This is a genomic window from Bradyrhizobium sp. Cp5.3 (assembly GCF_000426265.1).
GTDB lineage: Bacteria > Pseudomonadota > Alphaproteobacteria > Rhizobiales > Xanthobacteraceae > Bradyrhizobium > Bradyrhizobium neotropicale.
In genome coordinates this window covers 104,473-118,416 of sequence record NZ_AUFA01000020.1, presented here as the reverse complement: position 1 = coordinate 118,416, position 13,944 = coordinate 104,473, and the positions used below count along the sequence as shown (strand labels likewise).

General features: G+C 65.9%; 14 protein-coding genes. 10 read left to right on the top strand and 4 right to left on the bottom strand.

All coding sequences use genetic code 11. The features are described 5' to 3' along the window. Positions 1 to 91 precede the first annotated feature (91 nt). Positions 92 to 1,180: a heat-inducible transcriptional repressor HrcA gene (gene hrcA, locus K289_RS0125095; RefSeq protein ID WP_027554075.1), complete on the bottom strand. Its 1,089-nt coding sequence runs from the start codon at positions 1,178 to 1,180 to the stop codon at positions 92 to 94. Positions 1,181 to 1,331: 151 nt separating this feature from the next. Here hrcA and rph point away from each other — a divergent pair, with 151 nt between their 5' ends. Genes rph through hemW form a run of 3 tightly spaced genes read left to right on the top strand, consistent with a single transcriptional unit; the run spans position 1,332 to position 3,832 of the window. Then, positions 1,332 to 2,045, top strand: coding sequence for a ribonuclease PH (gene rph / locus K289_RS0125090; RefSeq protein WP_027554074.1), 714 nt, complete (start codon positions 1,332 to 1,334; stop codon positions 2,043 to 2,045). 10 nt (positions 2,046 to 2,055) lie between these two features. Beyond that, positions 2,056 to 2,691: an RdgB/HAM1 family non-canonical purine NTP pyrophosphatase gene (rdgB, locus tag K289_RS0125085; RefSeq protein ID WP_027554073.1), complete on the top strand. Its 636-nt coding sequence runs from the start codon at positions 2,056 to 2,058 to the stop codon at positions 2,689 to 2,691. Beyond that, positions 2,678 to 3,832 carry a radical SAM family heme chaperone HemW gene (gene hemW / locus K289_RS0125080; protein WP_027554072.1) on the top strand — a complete coding sequence of 385 codons (1,155 nt, stop codon included), beginning with the start codon at positions 2,678 to 2,680 and terminating at the stop codon, positions 3,830 to 3,832. Before rdgB ends, hemW begins: the two co-directional genes overlap by 14 nt. Before the next feature lie 110 nt (positions 3,833 to 3,942). Here the strand turns inward: hemW and K289_RS0125075 are convergent, their stop codons facing one another. Continuing rightward, complete coding sequence (locus K289_RS0125075; RefSeq protein WP_027554071.1) at positions 3,943 to 5,199, bottom strand: penicillin-binding protein activator; 1,257 nt, start codon at positions 5,197 to 5,199, stop codon at positions 3,943 to 3,945. A 339-nt stretch (positions 5,200 to 5,538) separates the two neighbouring features. Between K289_RS0125075 and rsmI the strand changes: the two genes are divergently transcribed. The 7 genes from rsmI to K289_RS0125040 all read left to right on the top strand — a co-directional run bounded on the left by rsmI (position 5,539) and on the right by K289_RS0125040 (position 12,701). Beyond that, positions 5,539 to 6,492, top strand: coding sequence for a 16S rRNA (cytidine(1402)-2'-O)-methyltransferase (gene rsmI, locus K289_RS0125070; RefSeq protein ID WP_027554070.1), 954 nt, complete (start codon positions 5,539 to 5,541; stop codon positions 6,490 to 6,492). Continuing rightward, the gene (locus K289_RS0125065; RefSeq protein WP_027554069.1) at positions 6,479 to 6,901 is read left to right on the top strand and encodes a YraN family protein; all 423 of its coding nucleotides are present in this window, start codon (positions 6,479 to 6,481) and stop codon (positions 6,899 to 6,901) included. Before rsmI ends, K289_RS0125065 begins: the two co-directional genes overlap by 14 nt. Before the next feature lie 10 nt (positions 6,902 to 6,911). Next, entirely contained in the window at positions 6,912 to 7,856 is a 945-nt protein-coding gene (gene gshB, locus K289_RS0125060) for a glutathione synthase (RefSeq protein ID WP_027554068.1), read from the top strand. A 400-nt stretch (positions 7,857 to 8,256) separates the two neighbouring features. Continuing rightward, positions 8,257 to 9,090, top strand: a complete 834-nt coding sequence (cpaB, locus tag K289_RS0125055) for a Flp pilus assembly protein CpaB (protein ID WP_027554067.1) — start codon at positions 8,257 to 8,259, stop codon at positions 9,088 to 9,090. Positions 9,091 to 9,104: 14 nt separating this feature from the next. Continuing rightward, complete coding sequence (locus K289_RS0125050) at positions 9,105 to 10,622, top strand: type II and III secretion system protein family protein (RefSeq protein ID WP_027554066.1); 1,518 nt, start codon at positions 9,105 to 9,107, stop codon at positions 10,620 to 10,622. A 58-nt stretch (positions 10,623 to 10,680) separates the two neighbouring features. After that, positions 10,681 to 11,415, top strand: a complete 735-nt coding sequence (locus tag K289_RS0125045) for a CpaD family pilus assembly protein (protein ID WP_027554065.1) — start codon at positions 10,681 to 10,683, stop codon at positions 11,413 to 11,415. Beyond that, entirely contained in the window at positions 11,412 to 12,701 is a 1,290-nt protein-coding gene (locus tag K289_RS0125040; RefSeq protein ID WP_027554064.1) for an AAA family ATPase, read from the top strand. The genes K289_RS0125045 and K289_RS0125040 overlap by 4 nt, the downstream gene beginning before the upstream one ends. A gap of 18 nt (positions 12,702 to 12,719) precedes the next feature. On the opposite strand, the gene K289_RS0125035 is transcribed toward K289_RS0125040, so the two are convergent. Together K289_RS0125035 and K289_RS0125030 are read right to left on the bottom strand one after the other, a co-directional pair. Continuing rightward, the gene (locus K289_RS0125035) at positions 12,720 to 13,496 is read right to left on the bottom strand and encodes a tetratricopeptide repeat protein (protein ID WP_027554063.1); all 777 of its coding nucleotides are present in this window, start codon (positions 13,494 to 13,496) and stop codon (positions 12,720 to 12,722) included. A gap of 171 nt (positions 13,497 to 13,667) precedes the next feature. Then, positions 13,668 to 13,913, bottom strand: a complete 246-nt coding sequence (locus K289_RS0125030) for a PilZ domain-containing protein (protein WP_011083489.1) — start codon at positions 13,911 to 13,913, stop codon at positions 13,668 to 13,670. Positions 13,914 to 13,944: the final 31 nt, after the last annotated feature.

Sequence of the window (13,944 nt, the reverse complement as noted above, 5' to 3'; positions counted from 1 at the left end):
CTGTCTCGAACTCGTCTCAAGGGATTGTTGGCTGGGATATCGTGCCTAAAGCTACGAAAATCAAGCGCCCGTGATCGGCCTAAACTGCCGGTCAGCCCCCCAGGAGGCGGCTGACGATGCGGGCGGCATAGTCCACGGTCGGGATCACCCGGGCATAGTTCAGCCGCGTCGGCCCGATCACGCCCAAAACACCGACGATATGGCCGGCGGCATCCCGGTAGGGCGAGATGATGGTGGAGGAGCCGGACAGCGAGAACAGCTTGTTCTCGCTGCCGATGAAGATTCGCACGCCCTCGGCGGTCTCGGCACGGCCCAAAAGGTCAATCACGCCGCGTTTGGTCTCGAGATCGTCGAACAGGAGGCGCACGCGTTCGAGATCCTCCAGCGCATGCAGGTCCTCGAGCAGATTGGCGTGGCCGCGGACAATGAGCTGGCGGTCCTCGTTCTCGCCGCCGGACCAGCTCGCGATTCCGGCCGAGATCACCTTCTGCGTCAGTTGATCGAGCTCGGCGCGGGCCCGTCCCAACGCGGTTTCGAGCTCGAGTCGTGCTTCGGCCAGCGTCCGGCCCCGAATCCGCGCATTGAGGAAGTTGCTGGCTTCCGTCAGCGCCGAGGAGGGAACTCCGGGCGGCAGCGACAGCACGCGGTTTTCGACCTGGCCGTCCTCACCGACCAGGATGACCAGCGCCCGCTCCGGTTCCAGGCGGACGAATTCGATATGCTTCAGCCGCGCATTGGATTTTGGCGTCATCACGACCGCGGCGGCCCGGGTGAGGCCCGACAGCCGCGTCAGCGCCTGGTCCAGCGCCGCCTCGACCGACTGGGCCTGGCCGACGGAGGCGAGCTGGCTTTGGATCGATTGGCGTTCGGCCTCGTTGAGCTCGCCGACCTGCATCAGGGCGTCGACGAAGAAGCGCAGGCCGAGTTCGGTCGGCAGCCGGCCAGCGGAGGTATGCGGAGCATAGATCAGGCCGAGCTGCTCGAGATCGGCCATCACGTTGCGCACCGAGGCCGGCGACAGCGGAACCGTGATCAGCCGGGAAATGTTGCGCGAGCCGACCGGCTCACCGGTCGCGAGATAGCTTTCGACAATTTGACGAAAGATGTCGCGGGAACGCTCGTTGAGCTGGGCCAGGCCTGCGTGCGGCGCGATCAGATGGATCGGATCGTGATGGGCCACAGACGTTAACTCCTCTCAGATGCTTGTAATTTGTCCATCCCTGAGGGTTCTGACAAGCGCGGCGTTGGGGCGAAAAAACCTTGCCGCCCACCCTTCCCCCTCCTACAAGCACCGCGAACAGCCTTTTCCCCTGAGTTTTGGAGGATTTCCCATGCGGCCAAGCCGCCGTGCGCCCGACGAGTTGCGCCCCGTGACGCTGGAGCGTGGCGTCGTCAAATATGCGGAAGGCTCCTGCCTCGTGAAATTCGGCGACACCCATGTGCTGGTCACCGCCACGCTGGAGGACCGCCTGCCGCCGTGGCTGAAGGGCCAGGGCCGCGGCTGGGTCACCGCCGAATACGGCATGCTGCCGCGCGCCACGCTGGAGCGCACCCGCCGCGAGGCGTCCGCCGGAAAACAGAGCGGCCGCACCGTCGAGATCCAGCGCCTGATCGGCCGCTCGCTGCGCACCATCATCGACCTCGAAGCGCTCGGCGAACGCCAGATCACGGTCGATTGCGACGTGCTCCAGGCCGACGGCGGCACACGCACCGCCTCGATCACCGGCGCCTGGGTCGCGCTCGCCGATTGCGTCAACTGGATGAAGTCGCGCAACATGATCAAGGCCAACGTGCTGCGCGACAATGTCGCCGCGATCTCCTGCGGCATCTACAACGGCACCCCGGTGCTCGACCTCGATTATGCCGAGGATTCGGAAGCCGAGACCGACGCCAATTTCGTCATGACGGGCGACGGCCGCATCATCGAGGTGCAGGGCACCGCGGAACGCGAACCGTTCACGGAAACCGAGTTCCTGGCGCTGATGGCGCTGGCGCGCAAGGGCGTCGCGCGTCTCGTGGACTTGCAGAAACTGGCCGTGGCGTAGTCAATAGGCCATGCACCGCCGAATCACCGGAAAACTCGTGATCGCGACCCACAATCCCGGCAAGCTCGCCGAGATGCGGGAGCTGCTCGCGCCCCATGGCGTCGCGGCGGTCTCGGCCGGTGACCTTGGCTTGGCCGAGCCCGAAGAGACCGGCAACGATTTCCGCAGCAACGCCGCGATCAAGGCGATCGCGGCGGCAAAGGCGACGAAGCTGCCGGCCTTCGCCGATGATTCCGGCATCGTGGTCGACGCGCTCGACGGCGCTCCCGGCATCTACAGCGCTCGCTGGGCCGGCCCCAACAAGGACTTTGCCGCGGCGATGGCGCAGATCGAGCGCCTGTTGCAGGAGCGCGGCGCCACCACGCCCGACAAGCGCAAGGCCCACTTCGTCTCGGGGCTCTGCGTCGCCTGGCCCGACGATCATCTTGAAGAGGTCGAGGCGCGCGTCGACGGCACGCTGGTGTGGCCGCCGCGCGGCACGGCCGGCTTCGGTTATGATCCGATGTTCCTGCCGGATGGCCACGGTCGCACCTTCGGCGAGATGACCAGCGTCGAGAAGCACGGCCTGCCGCCGATCGGCCTTGGCTTGTCACATCGTGCCCGTGCCTTCGTGAAACTGGCGGAGATCTGCCTTGAGCCGCGCTAAGGAAGCCTTCGGCGTCTACGTGCACTGGCCGTTCTGCCTGTCGAAGTGTCCCTATTGCGATTTCAACAGCCATGTCCGGCACGCCGCGATCGACGAGGCGCGCTTTGCGGCGGCCTTCGCTCGCGAGATCGCAACCACCGCCGAGCGCGCGCCCGGCCGCGAAGTCACCTCGATCTTCCTCGGCGGCGGCACGCCGTCGCTGATGCAGCCCGCGACCGTCGGCGCGGTGCTCGACGCCATCGGCAAGCATTGGACCGTCGCCAAAGATGTCGAAGTCACGCTGGAGGCGAATCCGACCAGCGTCGAAGCCACGCGCTTCGCCGGCTATCGCACCGCCGGCGTCAATCGCGTCTCGCTCGGTGTGCAGGCGCTCGACGATGCCTCGCTGAAGGCGCTGGGCCGCCTGCATAGCGCCCGCGAGGCGCTCGATGCGGTCGCCATCGCGCGCCGCTCGTTCGACCGCTATTCGTTCGACCTGATCTACGCCCGCCCCGACCAGACGCCGGCGATGTGGGCCGACGAGCTCCGCCACGCCATCGATGAAGCGGCCGAGCACCTGTCGCTCTATCAATTGACGATCGAGGAAGGCACGCCGTTCTTCGGCCTGCACCAGGCCGGCAAATTGAAGACGCCGGACGAAGCGGTCGCCCGCGCGCTCTACGACGTGACGCAGGAGACCTGCGACAGGCTCGGCCTGCCTGCCTACGAGATTTCAAATCACGCGCGGCGCGGCGCGGAGTGCCGGCACAATCTCGTCTACTGGCGTGGTGAGGAATATGCCGGCATCGGCCCCGGCGCCCACGGCCGTCTCGACATCGACGGCATCAGGCACGCGACCGCCACCGAGAAGCGCCCCGAAGCCTGGCTGATGCGGGTCGAAGCTTCCGGCCATGGCGTCGTCACCGACGAGCTCCTCAACAGCGAAGAGCGGGCCGACGAATTTCTGCTGATGGGATTGCGCCTCGCCGAGGGCATCGACCCCGATCGCTACACCGCACTCTCCGGCCGCCCGCTCGACCCCCGCCGCATCGCGCTGCTGCGCGAGGAAGGCGCGATCACGGTGGATCCGACGGGCCGCCTGCGTGTGACGAGTAGCGGATTTCCGGTTCTGGATGCCGTGGTCGCGGATCTCGCGGCGTAACGCGATGCCGTAGGGTGGGCAAAGGCGCACTTGCGCCGTGCTCACCACCTGTCCGCAAACTGGATTGAAGCGGCGGGCACGCTTCGCTTTGCCCACCCTACGGCAGCGCGCTAAGCCCCAAAACTCTTCGGCGAGCCGGCCACCGCAACACCACCACCCGTGGTCACCTTCATCACCGCAAGCCCGCGCTCATTGGTGCCGTCGGCGCGGAAGCGGAACAGGCCGTCGATGCCGGCGAAACCGGAGGGGTTGGTGAGCACGTCGGCGGAGAAGCGCGTCGTGCCTTGCGTGCGCGCGAGCGCGGCGACGAGGGCCACTGCATCATAGGCGAGCGTCGCCGTGCGCACCGGCTCGCCACCGAATTTGGTGCGATAACGGCCGGAGAAAGCGCGGAAGCCGGCTGGATCCGGCGCAGCGTAGAGGCCACCCTGGAGCGCGGCGCTGGCATAGACGCGCGGATTGTCCCAAAGGCCGGTGCCCAGCATCTGAATGTTGCGCAGATTCGCGCCCGCGGCCGTCAGCGCATCCGCGACCGCGACCACGGCATCGCCGTCATCGGCAATGAACAGCGCATCCGCGCTGCCGAGCTGGGGTGCCACGGTGCGCGCCGCCGTCGCCCGATCGGACCCGTATTTCTCGAACGCGACGAGACGGCCGCCGCGCCGCGGCACCGCCGCCTTCAGCGCTGCCTCGACGACATTGCCATAGGCATTCTCGGGCACGAGCGCAGCGACGGACCGTTTTCCGATGCTCGCGGAATATTCGATGATGCGATTGACGTCGGACTCCGGCAGGAAGCTGAGCAGATACACGCCGCGGCCTGCGATGCTGGAGTCTGTCGAGAACGCCATCACCGAGATGCCGCGCGCGCGCGCCACCTGCGCCACCGCCGGGACTGACTGCGCGAACAGCGGTCCCAGGATGATCTCGGCGCCTTCATCGACCGCCTGCTGCGCGCCCTGTTGCGCGCCTTGCGGGCTGCCATTGTCGTCCTTGATCAGGAGCTGGATGTTGGGATTCTGGAACTCGGCCAGCGCCATCTCGGCGGCGTTGCGCATGGATTGCGCGGCGAGCCCCGCATTGCCTGCGGCCGAGAGCGGCAGGATCAGGGCGACTTTCACGCCGCCGGTCCCGGCGGTCGTCGCCTGCTGCGGCGGCCCGGCGGGCTGGGCCGGAGGCGAAGAGCTGCTGAAGGGGTTGGAGAACTGGCTGAGGCTCTGCTGCACGCCCGCGCAGGCCGACAGCAGCGGCGCGCCGAGCAACAGGCCAAGCGCGCTGCGTCGGGTCGCCCCCGCCAAACGGGGGCCCGGAACGGAAGACTCCTCCGATTCTTCGGAAGAGAACTTGGGATAATTCGGGCCCACCATGGCAACTCTTCTTTTGACCGGCCACTTCTGGCCGGTCAGAACCAGTCTTGCCGCGACCAAGGCCGCGGATTCACGCATACTCTCGACAAATAGTTAACCAAAACAAAAGGATAATGACCGCCTAACGCGAACGCCTCCCCGTCCCGGCCAACTGTTCGCCGTCCGTCACGCAGCATCAAGGCGGCGTTTCCGCCGCGAATATGGCGCCAGCGCTTGTTTCCCTCTCGAATGTGATCCCGATGGATCACATTCCCGTCCGTCCCCGCCCCTGCGTCGGTCCTGAACTTTTTCGGCGGACTGGTTCCCAGCCCCTCGGATCATGCCTAAGTTCATCTCATTATGCGCGCAAAGCCGGCCCCGATAAATATGCCTGAAGGTGCGGCGGACTCCGCCCCGCGCGGTTTTTCCATCGACGCCCATCGCCTTGCCGCGCCGAAGGCCGCGCCCGGCCTGCATCTGGTCGCGACCCCCATCGGAAATCTCGGGGACATTACGCTGCGGGCGCTCGAGACCTTGGCTGGTGTCGATGTGATCGCCTGCGAGGACACCCGCATCACGCGGCGCCTGACGGAGCGCTACGCCATCGCGGCTCAGCTCAAGCCCTATCACGAGCACAACGCGGAAGCTGCGCGCCCAAAAATCCTGGAGGCGCTGGCGCAGGGCGGCTCGGTCGCGCTGGTCTCCGATGCCGGCACGCCCCTGATCTCCGATCCCGGCTTCAAGCTGGTGCGCGAGGTCTGCGCCGCCGGCCACGCGGTCTACGCCCTGCCCGGCCCATCCTCGGTGCTGGCAGCGCTGTCGCTGGCGGCCTTGCCGACAGACCGCTTCTTCTTCGAAGGCTTTCTGCCCCCGAAATCTGCAGCCCGGCGCAGCCGCCTCACCGAGCTTGCCCGCATCAATGCGACGCTGGTCATGTTCGACTCCGGCAACCGCGTGCAGGATACGCTCGCCGACCTCGCCGAGATCATGGGCGGTCGTGAAGCTGCGATCTGCCGCGAACTGACCAAGCTGCACGAGGAGATCACACGCGCCCCGCTTCATCAGCTTGCGCGCGAAGCGGACACGCTGGAGACCCGTGGCGAATTCGTGCTGGTGATCGGCCCGCCCGCCGCCGATGCCGAGGTGCTGACATCGGATGCGCTCGACGATCTCCTGCGTGAGCAGCTCGCCACGCACAGCGTCAAGGACACCGTGGCGCATGCGGTCGAGCTTTCCGGGCGACCGCGCCGCGAGGTCTATGCGCGCGCGCTCGAGCTCGCCAAGGATCTGCGGGGCGGCGATGCCGAAGACTGAGGGGGCGAAGACCAATGGTACCACGCCGACGGAACTAAAAGTCGCCTCGCCCGAGCGCCTGGCCGCGTTCCGCACCGGCATCTCAGCCGAGAGCCGCGCCGCCGCCTATCTGATGGCAAAGGGCTATCGCATCCTCGCAAAACGCTACCGCACGCCGCATGGCGAGATCGACATCGTGGCGCGCCGCCGCAACCTGATCGCCTTCGTCGAGGTCAAGGCGCGTGCGAGCCTGGATGAGGCCGCCTTTGCCGTGACGCCGCGCCAGCAGCAGCGCATCATCGACGCCGCGCAAGGTTGGCTCGCTACGCATCCCGAGCATGCCGAATTCGAATTGCGATTCGACGCCATGCTGATTGCGCCGAAGCGACTTCCACGCCATGTGTTGGCGGCATTCGACGCCTCGACCTGAAAGGCAGCCCATGAAACTGAACGTCGCCGTCCAGATGGACCCCATCGCCCGCATCAACATCCGCGGGGATTCCACCTTTGCGCTGTTGCTGGAGGCGCAGAAGCGCGGCCATGGCCTGTCCTATTACACGCCGGACAAGCTCTCGATGGTCGGCGACGAGCTGGTCGCTCCGGTCCAGCTCCTGACCGTGCGCGACGAGCCCGGCGATCACTTCAAGCTCGGCGAGCCCCGGCGTGAGGCGCTGAACGGCTTTGATGTCGTGCTGCTGCGGCAGGATCCGCCGTTCGACCTCGCCTACATCACCTCGACGCACTTTTTGGAGCGCATCCATCCCAAGACGCTGGTCGTCAACGATCCGGCGTCGGTGCGCAACGCGCCCGAAAAACTGTTCGTGATGAATTTTCCGCAACTGATGCCCCCGACTCTGATCTCGCGCGACCTCGATGAGATCAACGCTTTCCGCGAGCAGCACGGCGCCGTCGTGATGAAGCCGCTGCACGGCCATGGCGGCGCGGCGGTGTTCCGCGTGATGCCGCAGGACATGAATTTCGGCTCGCTGTTCGACATGTTCTCGGTGACGTTCAAGGAGCCCTGGGTGATCCAGCAGTTCATCCCCGAGGTGAAGCACGGCGACAAGCGCATCATCCTGGTCAACGGCGAATTCGCCGGTGCCGTGAACCGCGTGCCGGCCGCAGATGATCTGCGCTCCAACATGGTGCGCGGCGGCGCGGCAAAGGAGACCGAGCTCACCCCGCGCGAGCGCGAGATCTGCGAGACGGTCGGGCCCGCGCTGCGCCAGCGCGGCCTGTTGTTCGTCGGCCTCGACGTGATCAACGACCGCCTTACCGAGATCAACGTCACCTCGCCCACCGGCATCCGCGCCATCGCGCGGCTCGGCGGCCCCGATATTGCGGCGAGGATCTGGGACGTGATCGAGCAGAAGCGAAAGAAGTAGCGCGTCTAGTTTCGTAGCCCGGATGGAGCCCAGCGAAATCCGGATGTTGCACACCGCCTCTCCAATGTCGTCCTGGCGAACGCCAGGACGACACCGACAATGTGTCGGATTGTTTCCGCCTCGCTGCGGTGGCGAGCTCGCTGCGAGCTTCGCCAAGACCCTAACCACCCATTCACCATGACGGCTCGCACGGCATCTGCGAGCGCGTGTCGACGTGCGTGAATCTACGGGGATCGCGGCCTGCTTGAATAACGCGCCATTCACCATCCGCCCAAAACCCGCACCGTGACCGGCCATCACATTCGGGCTCGCAACACCCCTTATACCTTTACTGCCTACTCATCGACGTCGGGGAACCCGCCACGTGCGGTTCGAGTGTCCCGCGTAAGAGTAGCAGCGTATGAATACCGCACGCATTGTCGTTCTCGTCATTGCGCTGGGCGCCGGCGGCGTCGCCGCGTATCTGGCGAACGGCTATGAGAACAAGCCCGCGCCGGTCCTCCCGGTGGCCGAGAAGCTGCCGACGGTCGAGGTTCTCGTCGCCAAATCCGACATCCAGCTCGGCCAGGCTTTGAAGCCCGAGGACCTGCAATGGCAGATCTGGCCCGCTGCGACAGCGAGCGGTGCTTTCATCCGCCGCGACAACAGACCCGAGGCGCAAAACCAGATTGCAGGCTCGATCGCGCGCGTACCCTTGATGCAGGGCGAGCCGATCCGAGAGCAGAAGCTGGTGAAGGCCGATGGCTCCGGCTTCATGGCCGCGATCCTGCCATCCGGCATGCGCGCGATCTCCACCGAGATTTCAGCCGAGACCGGCGCCGGCGGCTTCATCCTGCCGAACGACCGCGTCGACATCATCCTGACGCGGCGCCTGAAGAATCCCGACGCCGGCCATGGCGCCAACGGCAACAACGGCCAGACCAACGGCAATGACATCATCCTTTCCGAGATCATCCTGACCAACATCCGCGTGCTCGCGATCGATCAGGCGCCGAAGGAAAAGGACGGCCAGAACGCCGTGGTCGGCAAGACCGTCACGCTCGAGCTCAGGCCCGACCAGGCCGCCACACTCTCGGCCGCGCGCCAGGGCGGCACGCTGCAGCTTGCACTGCGCAGCATCGCCGATGCCAACGCATCGGAAGTCTCGCTCGAAGATCAGGCGATCAAGCGGCCCGGCGGCGTCAGCGTGATCCGCTACGGCGTGCCGGCGCGGCAACTTACGTCACAGAAGTGATGGGGACACCCAAGATGAACTACGGGGACAATCGGACGTGCATGCGCATTCGGGGGAATGGCGCACGCGCGTTCTGGACGGGGGCAATGCTGCTGCTGGGGCTGGTCACGGCGCCGAACTGGGCGAGCGGTGCCGACGCGCCGGTCGGCGACCAGGCGCCGATGCAGGCGCCGGATCTCGGCGTGGCGCCGGTTGCGACGATCGCGCCGGCCAGGACACGCTTCCTCTCGCTCGGGGTCGGCAAGTCGGTCGTCATCGACCTGCCGCGTGAGGTCAAGGACGTGCTGGTGGCCGATCCCAAGATCGCCAATGCGGTGATCCGCTCGGCGCAGCGCGCCTATATCATCGGCGGCCAGGTCGGTCAGACCAACGTCGTGTTCTTCTCGGCCGACGGCCAGCAGGTCGCCTCCTACGACATCGCGGTGAAGCGCGACCTCAACGGCATGCGCGCAGCACTGCGCCAGTCGCTGCCGGGCGTGCAGATCGAAGGCGTCGGTGACAGCGTGATGCTGACCGGTTCGGTGTCGAGCCCGGTCGAGGCGCAGCAGGCGGGCGACGTCGCCGCCAAGCTGGTCGGCGGCTCGGAGAAGGTCGTCAACAACATCGTCGTGCGCGGTCGCGACCAGGTGATGCTCAAGGTCGTCGTCGGCGAAGTGCGCCGCGACATCGTCAAGCAGATGGGCGTCGACCTCAGCGCCAGCCTGAACGCCGGCACTGCGGTCGTGAATTTCAACAACTCCAACCCCTTCTCGGTCAGCGGCGGACCGCTGGTCAGCGGCAACGGGCTCGGCGTCGCCGGCCTCGCCAAGGGCGTGGCCACCGTCAGCGCCACCATGCGCGCGATGGAAAGCGCCGGCGTGATGCGGACGCTGGCCGAGCCGAGCCTGACGGCGATCTCGGGTGAATCGGCGACCTTCATCGCCGGCGGCGAATTCCCGATACCCGCAGGCTACTCCTGCGATCCGACCACGCATGTCTGTACCACTCAGATCACCTACAAGAAATTCGGTATCTCCCTGAACTTTACGCCGGTCGTGCTCAGCGAAGGGCGCATCAGCCTGCGGGTGATGACCGAGGTGTCGGAGCTGTCGAACCAGAACGCAATCTCGGTGACACAGGCGCTGTCCTCGACCTCATCGAGCTCCATCACCATCCCATCGATCCAGACCCGCCGCGCCGAGACCACGCTCGAGATTCCCTCGGGCGGCTCGATGGCGATGGCTGGCCTGATCCAGCAGCAGACCAAGCAGGCGATCAACGGCCTGCCCGGCGTCGACCAGGTGCCGATCCTCGGCCAGCTGTTCCGCAGCCAGGACTACGTCAACAACGAAACCGAACTGATGGTGATCGTAACGCCCTACGTGGTGCGCGCGGTCGCGCAGAAGGAATTGTCGCGGCCTGACGACGGCTTCGCGCCAAGCTCGGATGCGCAGTCGGCGCTGCTCGGCCGCATGAACCGTCTCTATGGCATCGCGCGCCGCGCCGATCCCATCAGCGGCTACCAGGGTGATTTCGGCTTCATCATCGACTGAGACGGGCAGGCGGCTCGACGACGACACTTTGGGGACGAGGGGCAAGAGGGGGACAAGGATGGCGAATACAGCGGCCGATCACCGTGGCAGGCTGCGCCTCGCAATCGCACTGACGGGGCTATCCGTCATGCTGGGCGCGTGCAACACCACAGGCGAGATCGTCACCCAGACGGTGCCGACCGACTATCGCCAGCGTCATCCGATCGCGGTGCAGGAAGCCAAGCGCTCGATCGTGATCTTCGTCGGCAAGTCCCGCGGCGGCCTCTCGGCCGAACAGCACGCCGACGTCGTGGGCATCGCCCGGGACTGGGTGCGCGAAGGCACCGGCTCCGTCATCGTGGATGTGCCCATCAGCACCGCGAATGCCAGGCCCGCAGCGGCGACCTATCAGGAGATTCGTTCGGTGCTGACGGCGGGCGGCGTGCCGTCGCGCGCGATCGTCCAGCATCCATACCGTCCCGAGGATCCGGGTCTGCTGCCGACCATCCGGCTGAGCTATTCCAGGATCGCAGCCGTCGCCGGCCCCTGCGGCCTGTGGCCGGAAGACATAGGTCCTTCCATCCTCAACCCCGGCTACAACGAGAACCAGCCCTACTTCAATCTGGGCTGCGCCAGCCAGCGCAATCTCGCGGCAATGATCGACAACCCTGCCGACCTCGAGCAACCGCGGGCGGAAACGCCGGTCTATACCGCACGGCGCGACATCGCCTTCGACCGCTATCGCAAGGGCTCGCCGACTTCGACCACCTATCCCGAGGCTGACAAGGCCAAACTCAGCGACACAGGCAAATGACAGACGGCCACGAAGACCAAGCGGACGATCCGCGGCACCCCGAGGAACACATTGCGCCGGTCCCGCGCATTTCGGTGCAGGCGTTTTGCGAGACCGAGCAGACGCTCGCCGCGGTGACCGCGGCGGGTCAGGACCGTCGTCTCGCCAAGGCGCATCTCACCGCCAAGGAGGGCGGCCTTGCCGCGGCGATCGAAGTCTATGATTCGATGCCGACGCCGAACGTGATCGTGATCGAATCCGACGGCACGCGCGACATCCTCGAAGGGCTCGATGACCTCGCCGGCGTCTGCGATCCCGGCACGCGCGTGGTCGTGATCGGCAATCCCAACGATGAGGCGCCCTATCGCGAGCTCGTACGTCGCGGCGTCAACGACTACGTGGTGGGCCCGGTCGAGACCATCGACGTGGTGCGCTCGATCTGCAGCTTGTTCTCGGCCTCGGAAGCCATCATCACCGGCCGCGTCATCGCGGTGGTCGGCGCCAAGGGCGGCGTTGGCGCATCCACCGTGGCGCACAACGTGGCCTGGACCATCGCGCGCGATCTGGCGCTCGATTCGGTCGTGATCGATCTCGACCTCGCCTTCGGCACCGCAGGCCTCGACTACAATCAGGATCCGATCCAGGGCATCGCCAACGCGGTGCTGTCGCAGGATCGTCCCGATACTGCGCTGATGGAGCGCCTGCTCGCCAAATGCACCGAGCATCTCAGCCTGCTCGCCGCGCCGGCGACGCTTGATCGCGTCTATGATTTCGGCGCTGAGGCGTTCGACGCGGTGTTCGACACGCTGCGGATGACTACGCCCTGCATCGTGCTCGACGTTCCCCATCAATGGTCGGGCTGGACCCGGCGTGCGCTCGTCAGCGCCGACGACATCCTGATCGTGGCCGAGCCCGATCTCGCCAACTTGCGCAACACCAAGAACATGCTGAGCGTGCTGAAGGGCGCGCGGCCCAACGATCGGCCACCGCTCTACTGCATCAACCAGGTCGGCATGCCCAAGCGCGCGGAGATCGAGGTCAAGGCGTTCGCCAAGACGATGGAAAGCCAGCCGATCGCGGTGATCCCGTTCGATTCGAAGCTGTTCTCGACCGCCGCCAACAACGGCCAGATGATCGCGGAAGTCTCCAGGAGCCACCGCACCACCGAGCTGTTCCAGAACATGGCGAACCGTCTCGCCGGGCGCGGCGACATGAAAAAGCCGAAGCGCTCGCTGCTCGGGCCGTTGCTGAAGAAGCTGAAGGGCAGGGGCGGGCGCAGCTCCGCGCCGCATCGCAAGGCGTCGTAAGCCTAAACCTGTGGCGGGCTATTTGTTGTCGGCCCGCTGCTGCCTTTTCGCCAGGAGCTGGCGCAGCGCCGCGACCTTGGCCTCGGCTTCGGTCGGCGGCAGATCGGCCTTCACGATGGTCTCGGCCTCGGACTGCTTTCCTTCCAACCCCAGCACGAAGGCGAAATTGGTCCGGACGCGGGAATTGGCGGGATTGCGCTCGTAGGCACGCCGCAACGTCTCCTCCGCCCTGGGCAGATTGTTCTGGAGCACATAGGACAGGCCGAGATTGGACAGCACCAACGGCTCGTCGGGTACGATCTTCAGCGCAGTCGCGTAATATTGCTGCGCTTCCTCGTTGCGGCCGAGCTGATCCAGCACCGCGCCCTGCGCCGACAGGATGCGCCAGTCGGGATCCTCCGGCGTGTGCGCGCGGCTCAGCACGTCGAAGGCCTGCTGGAAATTGCCATTATCGGCGAGCGCGCGGCCGTAGCCGGCGAGCAGCGCCTTGTTGCTGGGATGGCCGAGCACGGCCTGCTCCAGCACCGCAACCGCCTGGGCGCGCTGGCCGGTCTCGCGCAGCGCCTTGCCGTATTCGAGCGCGACGTTGGGATCGCTCGGCTTGGCGCGATAGCGCTCGCGCAAAGCGTCCACGTCCGGCTTGGCGTCTTGCTTGCCCGCGGTTTCCGTCTTGCCGCCGAGCGCACCGGTGATGTCCTCGAGGCCCGTGGTCTGGCAGCCACCGAGGGCGAGCACCAGGAGCGCGGGAAGGAGGAATCTCGCCGGAGGAGAGGCAAGGGGCGAACGCTTGGACATGCTCTGATCTACCGTCGGCGAGTGATCAGAGATGCTTTGCCGATTAACGCTAAATTCCCGTTAAGGGAGCACGCCCGGCGAATCTATTGTTTGAGCATGATCTCCGCGCAAACGCGTTTCGCGTTTGTCGCGAGGGAAAACCGCCGCACACTTTTCCGGATCATGCTCGCCCTAGTCGGTGAATTCGGCGCCAAATTCGCAGCCGATGCGCCAACGCAGGCGGCATTGGCGGGAATAGTCGGGCGCGAAGATGATGGTGAATTGCGGCGGCACTTCCAAGAACTCCGCCACCACTTTCACGCCACCGTCGGAAATATCCGTGATCGTGCAGTCCCTCGGCAGCGAGCCCGCGCCAAAATGAATCTTGGCGAGCCGACTGCACACCCGACGTTCGCTTCTGCGGCGATTTGCAAGCATTTCGATTGTTCACTGGTTAGATCACGGCCCA

Excerpts from the sequence above, each read along its gene's own strand:
- rph (WP_027554074.1), top strand. The coding sequence starts at position 1,332 with ATGCGGCCAAGCCGCCGTGCGCCCGACGAGTTGCGCCCCGTGACGCTG.
- rdgB (WP_027554073.1), top strand. The coding sequence starts at position 2,056 with ATGCACCGCCGAATCACCGGAAAACTCGTGATCGCGACCCACAATCCC.
- K289_RS0125075 (WP_027554071.1), bottom strand. The coding sequence starts at position 5,199 with ATGGTGGGCCCGAATTATCCCAAGTTCTCTTCCGAAGAATCGGAGGAG.
- rsmI (WP_027554070.1), top strand. The coding sequence starts at position 5,539 with ATGCGCGCAAAGCCGGCCCCGATAAATATGCCTGAAGGTGCGGCGGAC.
- K289_RS0125065 (WP_027554069.1), top strand. The coding sequence starts at position 6,479 with ATGCCGAAGACTGAGGGGGCGAAGACCAATGGTACCACGCCGACGGAA.
- gshB (WP_027554068.1), top strand. The coding sequence starts at position 6,912 with ATGAAACTGAACGTCGCCGTCCAGATGGACCCCATCGCCCGCATCAAC.
- cpaB (WP_027554067.1), top strand. The coding sequence starts at position 8,257 with ATGAATACCGCACGCATTGTCGTTCTCGTCATTGCGCTGGGCGCCGGC.
- K289_RS0125050 (WP_027554066.1), top strand. The coding sequence starts at position 9,105 with ATGAACTACGGGGACAATCGGACGTGCATGCGCATTCGGGGGAATGGC.
- K289_RS0125045 (WP_027554065.1), top strand. The coding sequence starts at position 10,681 with ATGGCGAATACAGCGGCCGATCACCGTGGCAGGCTGCGCCTCGCAATC.
- K289_RS0125040 (WP_027554064.1), top strand. The coding sequence starts at position 11,412 with ATGACAGACGGCCACGAAGACCAAGCGGACGATCCGCGGCACCCCGAG.
- K289_RS0125035 (WP_027554063.1), bottom strand. The coding sequence starts at position 13,496 with ATGTCCAAGCGTTCGCCCCTTGCCTCTCCTCCGGCGAGATTCCTCCTT.
- K289_RS0125030 (WP_011083489.1), bottom strand. The coding sequence starts at position 13,913 with ATGCTTGCAAATCGCCGCAGAAGCGAACGTCGGGTGTGCAGTCGGCTC.